The following is an 18,640-nucleotide window of genomic DNA, read 5'->3' on the forward strand; positions in this document are numbered from 1 at the left end:
AAGTAAAGATTATTTAACCTTTATGTTACATTTGCTAAAAAGAATTTAAATATATAAAATGCTGATAATCAGTGTTTTGTAAATAAACAAAATATGTCAGAAGAACAAAAGCGACTTTTAGAAGCCCAACTTTGGGGAATTGCAAATCTTTTAAGAAATAAAATTAGTCCAGATGACTATCGGGATTATATTCTAGGTTTTATCTTTTTCAAATATCTTATCGGAGAAACAAAATTTATATGCGAACCAACTTCTAGTAGGAGAAGAAATCACTGAATTTACTAAAGTAACTGATAAAGAAACTCTAGCGGCTATTAAAGAAGAATCACTATTAAAACTTGGATATTTTCTTGAACCTTCTCAATTATTTTCTGTTATTACTGCTAAGGGTAATGCAAATACTGAAACGGACAGTAATTATATTTTAGAAGACTTACAATCAGTACTTAATCATATTGAATTAAGTACAATGGGTACAGAATCTGAAGAGGATTTTAATGCCCTATTTGAAGATTTAGATTTAAATTCAACCAAAATTGGACGTTCAGTAAGTGCTCGAAACGAAATAATTGTTCAAATATTAAACTATTTGGATAAAATTGATTTCAAATTAGAGGAAATTGATGCCGATGTGTTGGGTGACGCTTATGAATTTTTGATTGGTAAATTTGCGGCAGGAGCTGGTAAATCGGCCGGTGAATTTTATACACCACAACAAGTTTCAAAAATACTTTCAAAAATTGTTACTACCGGTAAAACAAAGATAAAATCTGCTTATGATCCAACATGTGGCTCCGGTTCGTTATTGCTTCGAATCACAAAGGAAGCCGAAGTAAGCGAATTTTATGGTCAAGAATTAAACCGTACCACATTCAATTTAGCGAGAATGAATATGTTGTTGCACAACGTACATTTCAGAGAGTTTAATATCAAACAGGAGGATACTTTAGAGCACCCACAACACTTAGACAAAAGATTTGAGGCTATCGTCGCAAATCCGCCATTTTCGGCACATTGGAGAAGTGATGCTAATCCATTGAACAGTACTGACGAACGTTTTAGTCAATTTGGTAGAATTGCCCCTAGAACAAAAGCAGATTATGCTTTTTTACAACACATGTTATACCAGTTGGCAGACAATGGTATCTTAGCTAGTGTTTTTCCTCACGGTGTATTATTTCGTGGAGCTGCCGAGGGTGAAATTAGAAAATATCTGATTAAAGAACTAAATGTTTTAGATGCAGTAATCGGCTTGCCAGCAAATATATTTTATGGCACTTCAATACCTACATGCATTCTGGTACTCAAAAAATGTCGTCAAGCTAATGATAATGTAATATTTATTGATGCTAGTGGAGAAGGAAACTTTAAAAAAGAAGGCAATCAAAACATTTTGGAAGATAAAGATGTGGAAAGAATTGTAAACGCATACAGAAACAGAGAGGAACAAGAGCGTTACAGCCATATAGCAACTTTAGCCGAAATAACAGAGAATGATTATAATCTTAACATTCCTCGTTATATAGATAGATTTGTTGAAGAGAACACAATTAGTTTAGAGGAAGTTACAACTGCTATAAAGCAAACAAGAAATGAATTGGCTGGAGTTTATGAAGACATTGCTAATTATTGTCATGAGTTAAATATTCCAACACCTTTCTAAATTATGACAAACGAAACTGTAGTTCCTCAATTGAGATTTCCGGAGTATAATAATGAATGGTGTACTAAAAGTATTTCCGAAGTATTAAAAATTGGAAGTGGTTCCGATTACAAGCATTTAAGTCAAGGAAATGTTCCTGTTTTTGGAACTGGAGGAATAATGACTTATGTTAATGATTTTTTATATGATGGAGAAACTGTGTGTATTGGAAGGAAAGGGACAATAGATAAACCAGTATATTTTAATGGTAAAATTTGGACTGTAGACACTTTGTTTTATACTCATTCATTTAATGGATTAATTCCTAAATTCGCTTACTGTCTTTTCCAGAAGATTAATTGGAAAAGGTATAGTGAAGCCTCGGGTGTTCCTAGTCTTTCTAAGAACACTATTGAAAAGATAGAGATTGTTTTACCGTCTCTACCTGAACAAGAAAAAATTGCATCATTTTTATTCTCCATTGACAAACAAATACACCTTTTAGAAAAAGAAAAAGCACTATTAGAAAAATTTAAGAAAGGTGTTTTTCAAAAAATATTCAATCAGGAAATCAGATTTAAAGATGATAATGGAAATGATTTTCCAGCTTGGGAAGAGAAAAAATTAGGTGATATTGGAGTCAATTATAATGGGCTTACAGGGAAATCAAAAGAAGATTTTGGAAGCGGTAAACCTTACGTTCAGTATAAACAAATTTTTGATCAATCTAAAATTGATGTTTTGAAGTTTCAATATGTTAATGTTCTTGAAAATGAAAATCAAAATACGGTAGAATATGGGGATATTCTATTTACTACATCATCTGAAACACCAAATGAAATAGGAACATCATCAGTTATGCTTGACAAAATTGAAGATTTATATTTAAACAGTTTTGGTTTTAGACCTAATTCATTAGAGGTTTTAGTTCCAGAATTTTCAAGGTTTTATTTTCAGAGTCATAAAATAAGAACTGAAATAATTAAACTGGCTCAAGGAAGTATTAGATATAATTTATCCAAAACAGAATTTTTGAAATTAAGTATTAGTTTACCTTCTAAAGATGAACAATCAAAAATTGGTAAATACCTAAGTCAAATTGAAACAACCATTGATAAAAAAGTAATAGAAATAGAAAACACTTATTTATTCAAAAAAAGTCTACTTCAAAAAATGTTTGTTTAACATGGAACTGACTAAACAAGCAATACAAAAACATAAGCAAGCCATTGATGGCTTAGATGGGTATATCATAATTGCTTCTGAAATTGAAGACAATGTAACTTTAAATCCTGACATTGCAATTGAAGCATGTAAATCACTAATTGAAGGTCTTTGTAAAAAAGCTCTTGAATTATTAAGTGATGAATATAAAACAACAAAAAGTGTTCGTAAGAATTGTGACAATAATTTGCCCTTTTTAGTAAAGCAAGCATTTGAAAATATTTATCGAAATAAATTTGAAATTGATATTCACAATGCATTATATAAAATTATAAGAAGTAAAGTTAAAATTGATAAATTCATCAATACTAGTGCTGAAATTATTTTTGAAAATACAAAAGAAGCAATACTAAAAATCTCAGTCATTAGGGATAATCGAGGAGATATATGTCATGGTAGAATCTATCCTAAGAAGGACGAAAGCGAGGTGCATTTAGCAAAATCAATAGCTTCGATAACGGATGGTATTTGTTCATTTATGATAAATGAATTTTCTTCACAATATATTGTTTTTGAAGTTTCTAATAAAAAATTAATTTATGATGACCTTATTAGTTTTAATGAGTGGTTAGATAATAAACATAATGTTTTATCAGTCAAAATCGATTTTAGTAATCTACTATATAAAAATGCATATGATAAGTATGAAGAATATTATTACTCAGAAGAATATTTAGAAATTTTAGAAAATGAAATAGAAGAAGTTGTAACTGAAGAAAAAATAATTGAAAGCATTACTGAGTCATCAAAGAATGAAGTCATTCCCGAAATTGGTCTTTCAGAACAAATTCTTAAAGCACAACAAGAGATTCCTCAACTAACCGAAGAGCAGTCTAAAAAATTATACGAGGTGACTTTTGGTAGAAAAGAAGAAGTCAAACCAATAGTTCAATTAATAAATACGTTTGATGAGAAAACGTTTTGGACAGAAAAAAGAATTCAAGATTTAAATCAATTTGCAGATGTTAATTCATTTTATGTAGTTGGTTTGAAAAAAATCATCGAAGATTATATTGCTTTTAATGATGAACCTTTAAGAGATAATATAGGCAAAATTATGAAACATCCGCCATCATTAGCGGATAGGAGAACTGCTTTATTAGTTATGCTTGAAATAGTTATGGATTTCGCTAATGAATTAAAAGAAAAGTAATGACAGCACAACCAGAACAAATATTAGAAAAAAATCTAATTGCTCAGTTAACACGTTTGGGTTATAAAACAGTTGTTATTAAAGACGAAAAGGAACTTTTAGAAAATCTAAAAACACAATTAGAAAAGCATAACAAAGTAGCTATTAGTCAACAAGAGTTCAAGCAAATACTAAACCATATCAATAAAGGGAATGTATTTGAAAGAGCCAAGATTCTTCGTGACCGAGTTCCTTACACTAACGATTTAGGAGAAAATAAAACCATTGAGTTAATTAATCAAATCCATTGGTGTCAAAATGAATTTCAAGTTGCACAGCAAATTGAAATGGAAGGCACTTATAAAAATCGATATGATGTTACTATTTTAATCAATGGTTTGCCATTAATCCAAATCGAGCTGAAACGAAGAGGTTTAGAATTAAAAGAAGCCTTTAATCAAACCAACAGATACGAACGCCACTCTTATGGTGCCGGAAATGGTTTGTTTCAATTCATTCAATTATTTGTAATCAGTAATGGAGTAAACACAAAATATTACGCAAACAATGCTTTAAAGTCCCGAACTTTCAAACAAACTTTTTATTGGTCGGATGATAAAAACAAGCTCATTACTCAATTAGCAGATTTTACTAATATTTTCCTAGAGCCTTGTCACGTTTCAAAAATGATTACAAAATACATTGTACTCAATGAAACCGTAAAGGCATTAATGATTTTAAGACCGTATCAATTTTATGCTACAGAAGCCATTATTGAAAAGGTAAAAACAACAACCAAGTTTGGATATATTTGGCATACTACGGGTTCAGGTAAAACATTAACTTCATTCAAAACGGCGCAAATACTTACCAACCTACCCAATGTACATAAAGTGGTTTTTGTCGTGGACAGAAAAGATTTAGACTACCAGACTACAAAAGAATTTAATGGTTTCAGTAAGGGAAGTATTGACGGAACTAACAATACTGAGGCACTAGTAAAACAATTAGCCGGTGATAATAAACTTATAGTGACCACCATACAAAAACTGAATACTGCTATTTCTAAAGCAAAGTATTTAGGAAAAATGGACAAGATAAAAAACGAAAGAGTTGTTTTTATTTTTGATGAATGTCACAGAAGTCAATTTGGAAAAACGCACGATACCATAAAAAAATTCTTTTCCAATTGTCAGATGTTTGGTTTTACAGGAACGCCAATTTTTGATAAAAATGCAGGCTCAAACGAATTTGGAAAACGAACAACCGAAATGTTGTTTGGCGAAATGTTACACAAATATGTCATTACAGATGCCATTAGAGACGAAAACGTACTTAAATTTTCTATAGAATACATACGAACATTCAAACGCAAAGAGGATATTGTTGATATAAATGTAGAAGCAATAGACGAAGTTGAAGTAATGAATGCACCAATTCGACTGAACAATATTGCAGATTATATTGTTACAAATCACAACCGTAAAACACATCAAAAAGAGTTTACGGCTATTTTTTGCGTTTCTAGTGTTGCTTCATTAGTAGAATATTACAAACTGTTTCAACAAAAAAAAGAAGCAGGATTGCACAACCTTAAAATAGCGACAATTTTTTCATATCAAACCAATGAAGAAGATTTAGATGCGGTTGGTACTTTTGAAGAAGAAGATTTGATAATAGCTGCCGAACCAAGAGAAGAATATGGCACCAATCATTCTAGAGATAATTTAGAAACATTTATTGGACATTATAATCAAATGTTTAGCACCAATTTTACAACAAAGGACACACAATCTTTTTATAATTACTATAATGATATTGCAAAACGTGTTAAACAAAAAGAAGTAGATATTTTGTTGGTAGTCAATATGTTTTTAACTGGTTTTGATAGTAAATCACTCAATACCTTGTATGTAGATAAAAACTTAAAATACCACGGTTTAATTCAAGCATTTTCAAGAACTAACAGAATTTTAAACGAAATCAAATCGCAAGGAAATATTGTTTGTTTTAGAAACTTAAAACAAGATACTGACGATGCTATTGAACTGTTTTCGAGATTAGAACATAAAAATGAAATTATATTACAACCGTATGAAGATTATGTAACAAAATTCAACAGCTCATTTATTACACTAATACAAATAACGCCAACAGTAAATAGCGTTAATAATCTGAAAAGTGAAGAAGATGAAGTAGAATTTATCAAAACATTTCGGGAGTTAATGCGATTAAGAAATGTTTTAAGCACTTTTACGGAATTTAATTTTGATGATTTGTCAATGACAGAACAACAATTTGAAGATTACAAAAGCAAGTATTTAGATTTGTATGATAAAACCAAAGGATTTAATCAAATACAAAAAACATCCATTCTGGACGATATTGATTTTGAATTAGAATTGATACATCGTGATGAAATTAATGTTACCTACATACTGAAATTGCTAGCAAAATTAAATAACAGCACTTCCGAAGAAATTGAAAAGCAGAAAAAAGCAATCATCGATTTAATTTCTGGCGATGTAGAATTAAGAAGTAAACGGGAATTAATTGAAAAATTTATCGAACAAAATTTACCCGTAATTCAAGAAAATGATGATATTCCTGATGAATTCAACAAATTCTGGGAGTTAGAAAAAGAAATAGCATTAAATAAAATAACGCTCGAAGAAAATCTAGATGCCAAAAAATTAGAAGAAATAATCGGAAAATATATGTTTACCGAAAAGAAACCTTTGCGAGATGATGTGGTTGGTATGATGAAAACTAAACCAGGATTAAAAGAAAGGGGCATTACAGCTGAAAGAATAACTGATAAAATTTACAATTTTGTCAATACTTTTATAAGTGGAATAACTGGTTTTTAGTTTTTGTAAAAATCCAAATTAGGTATTTACAATAGGAGAATATATTTATGTTACCGACTTAAAGCATTTGAATTTAATATAAAATTATAATGATGAGTACAATAATTGCAATATGGAATTCAGGAGGAAAAGGAAAATCTTCTACTATCTTAAATCTAGCTAACTTGTTAATGTCAAGTTATACAACACACAAAGTTATATATTGCTCTAAGAATGCCAGTACACTTACAATTGATTTTAGAAATTAGTGGAAAAGTGATTGCTTTAGAAAGTCAGGGGGATCCAAAAACAAACCTAGTACAAAGGCTTGATGATATTGTTGTGAAATACAAACCAGATTTGATAATTTGCTCAACAAGAACAAGAGGAGAAACAGTTCACGCAGTTGATAATACTGCTAATAAATACGGTTTCGATACAATTTGGACTTCAACATATCAAATTGCTCACAGTCAAAGCCTTGTCAATAGCATTAAATCGGAACATTTACTTGACTTAATTGTAAAATTAGGTTTAATATAAACAAATAACCTAACACAGGAAAAGCAGGAATGGGTAAAATGGGCAACTGATAAAGCTGATTGGCTTGATCTATTAATCAATAAACCAGATGACATACTGGATGCTAAATAAAGATACTGTCCATTAAACAGCTTTTTTGTTATAAACAACAAGACAAACAAGCGGTCTCTCTCCAGTCACTCCCGTCTTGATTATTCATTATTTTAAAGCTTACTTCTTCAAATCCTGCAAAAAAATGGTTTGTAAACAAATTCGTAAGGACCCCCTGCTATCCGAGGTGTTCGTTGCGTGGGCTAGGCAAAGTCTCCCGACTTTGACCTCGCGAGTAAAATAAGTTAGGTTTACTTCTTGGTATGCTTGGATTTTTTGATAACTTGATCTAATATCCGTGTTGCAAATGCTTGTTTTACTGCTATGAGTGAAAATTGGGACTCGTTGCAACTAGCACAAGGAGTTTGTTGTTTGTCCTTCCAACACTTTTAATTAAACTTAAGACAGTTTGTAAGCAAGTAGAGTTGTAAGGCTAAACTGAAAGGTTTTTATATATTTGGTTTGATTAATAAACTGAAAATAAGGAAAAAAAACCGATATCGCGGATTTTTAATCTGTGTCCACAAAGATTAGTAATTTCAATTTTATAAAAAAGCTGCAGGAATTATTTTCTTGTAGCTTTTTTATTGTGTTAACTTTATGGCTTATTGTTACGGGCACGGATTACACCCGAGCGATAGCGAACTGACGAAGTAAATCCGCCTTTACTTTGTATTAGATAAAAATACTAAATTTATTCAATTCATTAATAAAAATCTAAATAGAAACATCAACAACTTAAAAGCTAACATTGTCTAAATGCAATACGAGTTTATATTTTAATATATGCCATGTATTTTGTATTTATATTATGTTAATTTTGACAGAATTTTAAAGCTAAATCACATGAAGTTAAATTACCTACTAGGTCTTTTTCTGTTTCCCCTTTTTACTTTGAATGCACAAAGCATTTCAACAGAATTAGTAGAATACCAGGTTTTAAGAGAACCAAAAATTAGTATCGACGCCAATTCACGTCAGTATTCAGTAACAGTTACTTCACCTTACAACTTGACGAGTGATGAAGTTTATGCCCAATCTAAAGTTGATTTTCAAACCGAATTAAAGAATTTTGATAAGGTAACTACGGATAGCCAAAACGAGTTTAAACAAAAACTAGCAGATTACGATGCTGATGTAGCAAAAGCCAGTGCTAAATATAAATCAGAGTCTGAAGAATTTAAAAAGCTTACTTTATTAGAGCGTTTAACGCTACAGGATAAAAATCAAAATCCTAAACTTGTTCTTCCAAACAGACCGCTTTATGTAGCGCCACTAAAACCGGTTTATCACGAACCAAACCTTCAAAACTTTGTTATTATTGATAATAATGTTTTAGCTTCTCAGGTAAACATTGACGGTTTTACTAAAGACGGAAATTATTTGACTATTTTATTAGACATCAAAAAAACTAATTTTCAGGATAATTCAGGACAAACGTATGCCAATCAGCCTACAACACTTATTGTAAAACAAAATGGGCAAGAAAAAATAAATAAAATCTTTTTCCAGGAATATAAATACATTAGTTCGTCTCCAACAAACAACATCAATAAACCTCACGAAGAACAACAACATTTGAGAAAAGTCGTAGCTTTTATCAATGATTATTTAAATGAAACATTTGCTTTTAAAACAATCCGATATAGTGTAAGACTTCAGAGAGTTAAAAACAAAGGGCAATATGATGATTTGGAAAAAGCAGATATTTATGTTTCAACTAATTTAAAAAAATTAAGCCCTGAAAATCCGCAAATTAATGCCGTAGCTTTTACCGGAATGCAAAAAGGAATTGATATTTGGAGAGAAACCTTAACTAAGATTGATTTTAAAGATCCAAAAACCGATTTTAACGCAAAAATTGCAAAGTTTATTTACTTTAATTTAATGAATTTAAATTTGGCATTAGATAAAAAAACTGAAGCAGAAAAAGTACTTAATGAAATGCAGGAAAATTTAATTTACATCAAGTTAAATTCAAGCGAGGAAACCGAATTAAAAGCCATCGAAAAGCAAATTTATAAAACGACTTAAAAACTAATAGTATGAGAACAAAAATACTTGCACTCCTTTTTTTACTGCTAAACCATTCTGGATTTAGCCAGATTAATAAAGAATACGGAACTAAATTTGACTACGATGCACGAGAAATAGATTTTAAAGTAGTTTTGGTTGATAACTACAATCATTATATGTCTTCTATAATAAATGTGGACGGCGGAATGCAGTCAAGCAACAAAATTATTATTAGAAAATTTGATCAAAAAAATCAGTTAGTTGAGACCTTTACAGAAGAATTTCCATATAAAGACTCATTTACGCTTCATAATTATGTTGCAAGTTATGAGGTTGGAAAAGAGAAGCTTATAATTTTAACGGATTGTTATTCAAATAAAACAAAAAAGAAAGAAATTCATCAAATTACATTTGATAAAAAAACGGGTTTATTTGATAAAAAAGTAATCGCTGAATATACTTTTGAAAGCCTTTCAAAATCTGGAACTACTTATGCAATGGTTTCACAAAACAAAAACTATTTCGGAATTGTTTACAGTAAATTTGCAAATAAGAAAATTGCAGAAGAACATCAATGTACCATTATAGATGGAAGAACAGGAGATTTACTTTGGCAAAAAGACGTTTCCTTTCCGTTATTATCATTTACAGACGATGTAGTTTTAAGTGATAGCGGAAAAGTGATTTTCGTCAGAACTACTAAAGAAACCGGATCTCAAAACGTATTGGCCATAGCAGACGGAAATACTGTTGAAAACAAAGATTTTGGTAAAGAAGATGTGAAGATTAAGAAACCGCTTTCTTTTTCAGTAGGTCCCAACGAGTATCTGATCGCATTTAATAATTATGCACACGGAATAAATCGCGGAGAATTTGATAAAGTTCTTGTTTATGATGTAAATGCAGGTACGGTCTTGAAAAATAATCCTATAGAAAGTTTAAGAAATATTAAGGATTTAAAGAAAGTTAATTTCAATACTCTGTCTATACAAAATGATGAAATTAACTTATTTGTTGACTGTGACTTTCAAAGCGGAACAAAACCGGATCCTACCTTTCCAAATTCTACATTCAAAGTTCCGGAATATTCAAACGGTTACCCAAGTCTGCTAATATTTAATATGAATGGGGAACTGACAAGAACTGTAGATTATAAGGTACGACCAACCAGAGAAGGTTATAAATCAATTGGTGTGCAAAATATTAAAGGGAATTATTTTCTAAATACACATGTAAACGGACAATATGAAGTTCCTGGAATTTACCGATTAAATAACGGTTCGATTGACAACAATCTTAAAATAAAATCTTTAGATGATGATGGAACAATAATTACAGGTTTTGTGAATTATTTACCAGAAGCTAAAAGATTAATTTTGGCGAAAACAGAAGGCAATAAACAAATGGTTTTTATCAATCTTTTGAATATTCAGCTGTAAAAAGTTAACTCAAAATAAAATTACTTTTATAATAGAAAGGCACTTGTTTACAGCAAGTGCCTTTTTTTATATTTATGCTTTCTGGCAAGACAGTAATTACTTTGAAGTACCGCTGGTGCGGGTATCTCCCCAGCTCTCTGAGGTGTTCGTTGCGTGGGCTAGGCAAAGTCTCCCGCCTTTGATCTCTCGAGTAAAATAAGTTAGGTTTACTTCTTGATATGTTTGGATTTTTTGATAACTTGATCTAATAGCCGTGTTGCAAATGTTTGTTTTACTGCTATGAGTGAAAATTGGGACTCGTTGCAACGAGCACTAGGAGTTTGTTGTCTGTCCTTCCAACACTTTTAATTAAACTTAAGACAGTTTGTAAGCAAGTAGAGTTATAAGGCTAAACTGAAAGTTTTATATATATGGGTTTATTAATGAACTGAAAATAAGGAAAATAACAACAACCAGCTTAAATCTGGCCAAATAGTAATGACAATCGTATCAAATCACAAAAAAATCAATAACTATGAAAATTTTTAACAATACTTTTTTACTTCGCCTGGCAGTTGCGATTATTCTCTTTATGCATAGTGTGCCAGGAATGTTTAACAACGGAGTAAATACTTTTGGGACTTTGTATTTAGACCAAATTGGTTTTGCTCCCTTTGGAATATTTCTGGCTTGGACTATTAAATTATCACACTTGGTGGCTGCTTTATGTTTATTATTTGGAAAATATGTAAAATTGACATCTTTAGTTACAATTTTAGTATTGATAACAGGTATTATTTTAATCCACTTCAAAGAAGGGTGGTATGTTGTAGGCGGTGGAAGAAATGGTGTAGAATTTAATTTCTTGCTGATATTCGCATTGTTGGCTATTATGTTTCCAAATGGGTTAAAAAAAGCAGCTTAACGACGGCACATAAAGCATAGATAAAGCATAGATAGTGTATGGATAGTGTATGAAAAGCTGGAAGTTGTCTTTAGAAGCTAATAACCCATCTCAAATCATTAAGTTTTTAACGCTAACTTCTTCAAATCCATGTAAAAAATGGTTCGTAAACAGGTTCGTAAGGACCACAAAAAACTCCTTAAGAAATTAAGGAGTTTTCCTTTTTATGTCTTTTTTTGAGATTATACTCTTACCTGTTACGGGTACAGATTGCAAATCCGCAATCGGGTTAATTATTCAGAAGTACATAAGGAACGGTAGAATAAGTGATGAAGAAGAAAAATATCCTTAAAATGAAACTTTTTGATTCATTCAAGATTGATAGGTTCATAGTTAATCAATAATGTCTCGCTTAGCTTCTTGTGTTTGTTTTATAGGTATGCCTGCCAGTTCAGAGATGGTGGCTTCGATCATTTGTGACATACTATTTAGTGCGAGATCATTCGGTTCAGTGCCAAATGGTTCTTCGATTTCATCGGCAATGGCCTCAAAAGCAACAAAAGTATAAGCAATAAAGGCAACGAGAAAAGGAGTGAGCCATTGCAGGCTGTCTACCAATCCAAAAGGCAATAAAAAACAGTATATGTAAACCGTTCGGTGCAATAAAACACGGTAGGTATAGGGTATAGGTGTAGATGCAATTCTTTCGCAGCCTCCTACTATGTCGGTTAGTGCATCGAGATTTTCATCAAAGCGTGCCTGCTGAATAGAATCGATTATATTTTCATGTTTGGCTTTTTGTATCCATTCAGCCATAAGTTTGGTAAGCATAATGGGTTTATATTGTGCCTGTGATACTATTTTGAACTGTCTTTCAGTAAGACGTATTTTTAAATCATTTTCAGAATCAGTATTTCTTAATTGATGTTTTAGAGCGTAGGCAAAAGAGCGTAGCAAAGAAATAAACTCTATTTTGGATGAATCATCTATTTTTGAATCTGTTAAAGTTAAGGTCTGCCGTGCTAATGATCGGGTATGGTTTAATAAAGCTCCCCAGAGTTTTCGCCCTTCCCAAAATCGCTCATAGCTAACATTGTTGCGAAAGCCAAGAAATAATGCCAGTACAAAACCAAATAAAGTTAATGGCGCCGGATTAAGAGGAATTTTAAACGAAAAAATATTTCCATGAAAATATACGATGACTAAAGATAAAATAAACAATAAAATCAGACGGGGCAACAATTGGGGTAGGACTGAACCATGCCAGACAAAAAGCATTTTAAACCAGTTTTCTTTATTTTTTATTATCATAATTTATTGAAATAAATCCCTTAAAAATATACACTTTATCAATACAAATATAAAAATTCGATTTGTTAACCAACGATTTAAGTTTAGTTAAAGCACCTTGTTATGCGTCTTTTTTCTTTAAACATCGTCCTCTTGGCTCATCACCCTCATGAAGCACAATTTCGGAATGAAGGAACTGTGCGGCTTCTGCTGAATCTTTCACTTTGGTAGCACTTCGTTCTAACATTTCTGATTCAAACTCAGTTAATACACTTTCCCTCACTCCAGCTTTTCTCCATTGAGATGCAGCTCTACATCCCCTTGAGATTCCCCGAGCCAGTGTTAGTGCATCCAGCAGAGCTTGATTTGCCCCCTGTCCTTTGAATGGACTCATTGGGTGAGCCGCATCTCCAATAAGAGTCACTTGACCCATTTTCTCCAACAATTCTGACTCGAGTAATTCCCGGTCATACACGGGATAACCAGAAATCTGAGCTTTCAGGGTCGCCGCTAAAATTTGAGGAATGGGATCGTGCCACTGAGTTCTGCGACACGCTTCTTCCTTGAGTGCTTGAGGTCCTTGAGCACTTAACGCCTTAGCCTCTTCTTCTGGCATTGGGAAGCTAAGTTGCCACATCACCGAATCTGAAGTATAAGGCATCATGTAGATCCGCTCATTGCCATTGGCGGTTTGAAATACAGTGGCCGAGTCCAATAAAGAACTATTAACACCTTCGAGAGCGTTCAAAGGACAAATACCCAATATCACAATACAACCTAGGTAACGTAAAGGGGTAATATCCTCACTAATCAGCAATCTCCGCACCGAACTACGAATACCATCGGCTCCAACTACGAGATCCGCTTTGGCATTCTTGATTTTCCCGTCCACTTGAAAGCTTAAATCAACACCTTCATTCTCACATGCCGCAAAATCTACTAACTGGTGTCCCCACTGTACCGCATCATGTCCGCCGAGTTGCTCCAGTAGCGCTAAGCGCAAAGATTGCCGTGCGATATGCACATTTGTACGTTTCGAAGACGTTTTCTTATCTGACTGTATCCATTTTCTGACTCCCCATTCACCGATCACTTTTCCTTCTGTAGTATGCACTAAATGTCTTGTTGAAATCACTCCTTCTTTCAATGAGAAAATGCCCAATCCCTCGATCGCTTTACTAGCTTGTTGCAATGTGAGTCCATAGCCCTGAGATCTGGCTTCGAAATTATTATCTCGCTCATAAAGGGTAAAGGGGATTCCGCGGTGTAAACAAGCCACAGCTAGAGCCACTCCGCCTATACCACCGCCAATAATAGCAACGTGTGGGTAGTTTTTTTTATCAGCTACAGGAGGACTGGCAGAATGGATTAACCCGGATCCGGAACATTTTAAGCAGGAGTGAAGGTGGCCCTTAGGACGAACTGGAGCTGTCCCTTCGCCTTTCATTTTTTCAAATTGATCGAATGCCATCTGGTAGCGGAGTCGTACTTTCTTGGTTAGCCCTCTACTTTTCTTGCCGCGTCCCTGACATTCTAAGCACATAGTCCAGCTTACATCTTCATTTTTCACTTTCTCTTTATTTAACTAATGCTGGTCCTAATTATTAACTGTTATATAATTTAACGTGAGAAATTTATATTTTTCAGCGTTTTTGCCGCTTGTGGCAGTTGCGTAACTTTAAGACAAAAGATTAGCAGCGCAAAACTACTTTTTTCAAATTGAAATAGAAAGGATTTTCCAGAGCTATTTTATTGAAATTTTCTTCAAATCCTGCAAAAAAATGATCGTAAACAGGTTCGTAAGAACCACAAGATAAACTCCATTAGAAATAATGAAGTTTTTTTATTTCTGATAGATTATTAGATGTAAGCGTCAAAAAAAATTACCATAAAAATTAAAGGTTTCTTAAATTGATTTGAATGCATTTTTACTTATCGTAAATTAGCAATACGATAACTTAAATATGCAAACCATGAAAAGGAAAATCACTTTTATAGCATTATTATTGGGTTTTGTACTATCGACCAATGCTCAAAAGAAAATAAAAATCACTGAATTACCAGAAGCAGCACAGGAATTTCTGCAAAAATATTTTAGTCATACATCCGTTAATATCGCCAAGAAAGATGCGGAACACGGTGAAAAAGGATATGAAGTCAAGCTTAAAGATGGTACCGAAGTAGAATTTTGGAAAGACGGTTCCTACCGTGAGGTAGATGGCGGCGACAAACCCATACCAACCGCATTCATTCCTGCATCAGTCAAAGATTACGTGGCAAAAAATTATCCGAATGAAAAAATCACGCACATTGATTATGGACACAAAGATCTCGATGTTGATTTAACAAACGATATTGATCTGGAATTTACCAAGGAAGGGAAAATTTTAAAAGGGAAAAAAAACAAAAAAGAAAAATGATGCTGCTGTTGCAAATGACAAACTCTATTCTTAACCCGTTGGGTGTAATTATTCAAAACGTCAGTTCGAGTGTTTTTTGTGGAGTAAAACGGAACAAAAAATGTATCGAGAACCGTTTTTAATTCAAAATTTTCTTGTTCTCGATACAATTTTCTAACGAAAATCACTCGAACTGACGAAAATTATAATTAAAAACTAATTACACCCAACGGGTTATTCTTAATTCATTATGTAGCTGTAAATACAATTTGAAAGTGATTATTTTAAAGGTGGTTTCTTCGAATCTTAAAAAAAATGGTTCGTAAGTGGTTCCATATGAATCACAAAAAACTCGATTAGAAATAATAGAGTTTTTTATGCCTTATGTTTTATACCTCTTTTAATTATCAACCAAACAAATCACAAAAGTGGTTTTTCCTTCGTCATTTCTGTACGCCAGATAACCTCCGTGAGCTTCCACAATGCTTTTGGACAGCGTCAATCCAATTCCGGCACCTTCATTCCGGGTGGTAAAAAACGGCAGGAATATTTTGTTTTCTATTTCTTCTTCTATGCCTTTCCCATTATCGGTAATCGTGATAAAAGTTCTCTTTTCTTTGACTTCCGCCGAAATAACAATCTCTTTCTTTACAGTATCTTTCAAAGCATAAATGCAATTCGTAAGAAGATTAATCAATACCTGTTCCATTTGTTGCGGGTCAATATTTAGCCGACGGTCGAAAGCAATCGTGTTTACGACTTCTATTTGTTCTTTCTTGAATAGGGTTGACATAATTTGCAAACCGTTTTCAATCCATTGAAACAATTCTATTTTTTCTTTTTTCGGAGAAGGCAACATAGCGAGTTTTCGGTAACTTTCCACAAATTGCTGCAAATGGTCGCTTCGCCTTAACATCGTGGCAACACTACTTTTCATATCATCCAAATCTTCCGACGAAATGGTTTCCTGTTGAACCAATTCCTGTAGATTCTGGGAAAGTGACCGGATAGGAGTGATCGAATTCAAAAGCTCATGCGAAATCACCTTCATCAAATTGATCCACGCTTCTTTCTCTTTTTTCTCGATTACATTTTGAATCGAATCGAGCAAAACAACAAAATAGTCCCGATTGTAAATTTCACTCCTTGAAGTCTGCATCACAAATGTTTGTGTGTCTTGTTGATTAACACGTATCTCTAATGATGTTTTAATTTCCTGAAAATTCTGCTCCTCAATGATTTTAGATAAGGAAGGCAACTGATTTTTCAGATAATTCCATTTGGAAACTTTTGGTACATCAAAATGTTTGGAAAAATAATCATTCATCAAAAAGATATTCCAGTCATTTCCTTCCTTTTGCAGAATAATAATACCTGATTCGATATTGTTTAAAATAGAACGGTAAATAATATCTTTTGAAACCTGCTCGTTTTCTTTGTTTTTTAGTGTTTCATACAACTTGAATAAGTTGGAATAATTTTGATAGGATTTATGCTTGGAAAAATCCGATGTAAAATCATTTTGCAAAATCGAAGTTATTGTTCTGTCGTAAAGCAAAAAAGCATTTTTAACATAAAAATACATTTCTGCTAAAAGTAAGAAAGCTATAAAAAAAACAAATGCGGCTGTAAAAACCAATCCTTTTTGAAAAAGAAAGATGGAAATTCCAGTAGCGGAAAGAATAAAAATTAATCGGACAAAAAGAAGTTGGTAGGTTTTCCAGGATTTAAACATATTTAGTTGGTGCTAATGTTATATTTTTCTAAACGTCGGTATAATGCGCCTCTGGACAATCCCAATTCCTCAGCAGTTTTACTAATATTGTTATTGTTCTTGAAAAGGATTTTTTCAATGGCTGTTTTTTCGACAGCCGAAAGCTGAATATCGTCCTGGCTTTCTTCGTAAGTTGTTATTTGTTCCAAATCCAAATCCGATACAGTAATTCGATTGTTTTCACAAAGAATAACGGCACGTTCTATTCGGTTCTCCATTTCACGGATGTTCCCGTTCCAAGCGTGTTTTTCGATTTGTTCCAATGCTTTTTCGTCAAAAGTGATTTCATCCCGTCCGTATTTAGCAATCATTTTTTGCAAAAGATAGTATGCCAAGGGAATTTTGTCTTCGTTTCGTTCTCGTAATGGAGGCAACACGATTTCCATAGTATTAATGCGATAATACAAATCTTCTCGGAAGTTTTTATCGGCAACTTCCTGTTTCAAATCCATGTTGGTAGCCGTGATAATACGAACATTCAAAGGTCTTGCTTTCGATTCTCCCAATCGGGTTACCGTTTTGGTTTGGATAACTTGCAAGAGTTTAGATTGTAAATGCAAAGGCACATTTCCAATTTCATCCAAAAAAATAGTGCCGTTTTGAGCCATTTCAAAACGTCCGGCAGTGTCGACTTTGGCATCTGTAAAAGCGCCTTTGGCATAACCAAATAATTCGCTTTCAAAAATATTGGAATTCAAAGAACCCAAATCAACGTGAATAAAAGGACTGTTTTTTCGTTCCGATTGGCTAAAGATATGATGTGATAAAACAAATTTACCAGTTCCGTTCTCGCCAAGGATTAAGACATTGGCATCCGTTTTTGCTACTTTATCAGCCAGTGAATACGCCTTTTTGATAACCTCTGAATTACCAACAAAGAATTCGTCTACAATCCCGATATTATTTGATCTCTTCTGCTCTTTCCGACTTTTATCAACAGCATGTTTTACAACGCTGAGCAATTTTTCGTTTTCCCAAGGTTTTAAAATATAATCAAAAGCCCCCGCTTTTAATCCTTCTACAGCCGTTTCTACCTTTCCAAAAGCAGTCATTAAAATAACGACAGTTTTTGGCGAAAGTGTTTTTATTTCTCTTAATAAATACAAACCCTCTTTGCCGTCTTCAAATCCTATTCTGTAATTCATGTCGAGCAAAACCACATCTATGGTATTTTTTGCCAATAATTCAACTACATTCTTCGGATTATTGAGCGTATAAATGTTTTCAAAATGTTTTTTAAGGAGCATTTTGGAAGCAAAAAGAATGTCTTCTTGGTCGTCTATGACTAAAATAGAGGCGTTGGTTTTTTTCATGTGAGGCTAATATTTGCTTTTTTTATAGGAACATGGTATCGCTATT

12 protein-coding genes and 1 pseudogene are annotated in these 18,640 nt (G+C 32.8%); 9 read left to right on the forward strand and 4 right to left on the reverse strand.

What is annotated here, in order from left to right; translation table 11 throughout:
* Positions 1–93: 93 nt before the first annotated feature.
* The 8 genes and pseudogenes from E0I26_RS11280 to E0I26_RS11315 all read left to right on the forward strand — a co-directional run bounded on the left by E0I26_RS11280 (position 94) and on the right by E0I26_RS11315 (position 11,839).
* A pseudogene (locus E0I26_RS11280) lies at positions 94–1,663 on the forward strand (type I restriction-modification system subunit M).
* 3 nt (positions 1,664–1,666) lie between these two features.
* Positions 1,667–2,827 carry a restriction endonuclease subunit S gene (locus E0I26_RS11285; RefSeq protein ID WP_131916581.1) on the forward strand — a complete coding sequence of 387 codons (1,161 nt, stop codon included), beginning with the start codon at positions 1,667–1,669 and terminating at the stop codon, positions 2,825–2,827.
* A gap of 1 nt (position 2,828) precedes the next feature.
* Positions 2,829–4,019: a hypothetical protein gene (locus E0I26_RS11290; protein ID WP_131916582.1), complete on the forward strand. Its 1,191-nt coding sequence runs from the start codon at positions 2,829–2,831 to the stop codon at positions 4,017–4,019.
* Positions 4,019–6,868: a type I restriction endonuclease subunit R gene (locus E0I26_RS11295; protein ID WP_131916583.1), complete on the forward strand. Its 2,850-nt coding sequence runs from the start codon at positions 4,019–4,021 to the stop codon at positions 6,866–6,868. The genes E0I26_RS11290 and E0I26_RS11295 overlap by 1 nt, the downstream gene beginning before the upstream one ends.
* Before the next feature lie 213 nt (positions 6,869–7,081).
* On the forward strand, positions 7,082–7,390 hold the full coding sequence (locus E0I26_RS11300; protein ID WP_131916584.1) for a hypothetical protein: 309 nt from the start codon (positions 7,082–7,084) through the stop codon (positions 7,388–7,390).
* Positions 7,391–8,326: 936 nt separating this feature from the next.
* Positions 8,327–9,514 carry a hypothetical protein gene (locus tag E0I26_RS11305; RefSeq protein ID WP_131916585.1) on the forward strand — a complete coding sequence of 396 codons (1,188 nt, stop codon included), beginning with the start codon at positions 8,327–8,329 and terminating at the stop codon, positions 9,512–9,514.
* An 11-nt stretch (positions 9,515–9,525) separates the two neighbouring features.
* The gene (locus E0I26_RS11310) at positions 9,526–10,935 is read left to right on the forward strand and encodes a hypothetical protein (RefSeq protein ID WP_131916586.1); all 1,410 of its coding nucleotides are present in this window, start codon (positions 9,526–9,528) and stop codon (positions 10,933–10,935) included.
* A gap of 514 nt (positions 10,936–11,449) precedes the next feature.
* Positions 11,450–11,839 carry a DoxX family protein gene (locus tag E0I26_RS11315; RefSeq protein ID WP_131916587.1) on the forward strand — a complete coding sequence of 130 codons (390 nt, stop codon included), beginning with the start codon at positions 11,450–11,452 and terminating at the stop codon, positions 11,837–11,839.
* Between the two features lie 372 nt (positions 11,840–12,211).
* Here the strand turns inward: E0I26_RS11315 and E0I26_RS11320 are convergent, their stop codons facing one another.
* Complete coding sequence (locus E0I26_RS11320; protein ID WP_131916588.1) at positions 12,212–13,129, reverse strand: bestrophin family protein; 918 nt, start codon at positions 13,127–13,129, stop codon at positions 12,212–12,214.
* A 100-nt stretch (positions 13,130–13,229) separates the two neighbouring features.
* A complete protein-coding gene (locus E0I26_RS11325; protein ID WP_131916689.1) occupies positions 13,230–14,651 on the reverse strand; it encodes an FAD-dependent oxidoreductase in 1,422 nt (473 codons plus the stop codon).
* 430 nt (positions 14,652–15,081) lie between these two features.
* Between E0I26_RS11325 and E0I26_RS11330 the strand changes: the two genes are divergently transcribed.
* On the forward strand, positions 15,082–15,528 hold the full coding sequence (locus tag E0I26_RS11330; RefSeq protein ID WP_131916589.1) for a PepSY-like domain-containing protein: 447 nt from the start codon (positions 15,082–15,084) through the stop codon (positions 15,526–15,528).
* Positions 15,529–15,907: 379 nt separating this feature from the next.
* Here the strand turns inward: E0I26_RS11330 and E0I26_RS11335 are convergent, their stop codons facing one another.
* A complete protein-coding gene (locus E0I26_RS11335) occupies positions 15,908–17,242 on the reverse strand; it encodes a sensor histidine kinase (RefSeq protein ID WP_131916590.1) in 1,335 nt (444 codons plus the stop codon).
* Positions 17,243–17,244: 2 nt separating this feature from the next.
* Entirely contained in the window at positions 17,245–18,594 is a 1,350-nt protein-coding gene (locus E0I26_RS11340; RefSeq protein ID WP_131916591.1) for a sigma-54-dependent transcriptional regulator, read from the reverse strand.
* Between the last annotated feature and the right edge of the window lie 46 nt (positions 18,595–18,640).

The organism is Flavobacterium rhamnosiphilum, from assembly GCF_004349195.1.
GTDB classification, from domain to species: domain Bacteria; phylum Bacteroidota; class Bacteroidia; order Flavobacteriales; family Flavobacteriaceae; genus Flavobacterium; species Flavobacterium rhamnosiphilum.

Bases quoted from the DNA above. Each gene is read 5' to 3' on its own strand.
- E0I26_RS11285 (WP_131916581.1), top strand. From the start codon at position 1,667: ATGACAAACGAAACTGTAGTTCCTCAATTGAGATTTCCGGAGTATAAT.
- E0I26_RS11290 (WP_131916582.1), top strand. From the start codon at position 2,829: ATGGAACTGACTAAACAAGCAATACAAAAACATAAGCAAGCCATTGAT.
- E0I26_RS11295 (WP_131916583.1), top strand. From the start codon at position 4,019: ATGACAGCACAACCAGAACAAATATTAGAAAAAAATCTAATTGCTCAG.
- E0I26_RS11300 (WP_131916584.1), top strand. From the start codon at position 7,082: ATGCCAGTACACTTACAATTGATTTTAGAAATTAGTGGAAAAGTGATT.
- E0I26_RS11305 (WP_131916585.1), top strand. From the start codon at position 8,327: ATGAAGTTAAATTACCTACTAGGTCTTTTTCTGTTTCCCCTTTTTACT.
- E0I26_RS11310 (WP_131916586.1), top strand. From the start codon at position 9,526: ATGAGAACAAAAATACTTGCACTCCTTTTTTTACTGCTAAACCATTCT.
- E0I26_RS11315 (WP_131916587.1), top strand. From the start codon at position 11,450: ATGAAAATTTTTAACAATACTTTTTTACTTCGCCTGGCAGTTGCGATT.
- E0I26_RS11320 (WP_131916588.1), bottom strand. From the start codon at position 13,129: ATGATAATAAAAAATAAAGAAAACTGGTTTAAAATGCTTTTTGTCTGG.
- E0I26_RS11325 (WP_131916689.1), bottom strand. From the start codon at position 14,651: ATGTGCTTAGAATGTCAGGGACGCGGCAAGAAAAGTAGAGGGCTAACC.
- E0I26_RS11330 (WP_131916589.1), top strand. From the start codon at position 15,082: ATGAAAAGGAAAATCACTTTTATAGCATTATTATTGGGTTTTGTACTA.
- E0I26_RS11335 (WP_131916590.1), bottom strand. From the start codon at position 17,242: ATGTTTAAATCCTGGAAAACCTACCAACTTCTTTTTGTCCGATTAATT.
- E0I26_RS11340 (WP_131916591.1), bottom strand. From the start codon at position 18,594: ATGAAAAAAACCAACGCCTCTATTTTAGTCATAGACGACCAAGAAGAC.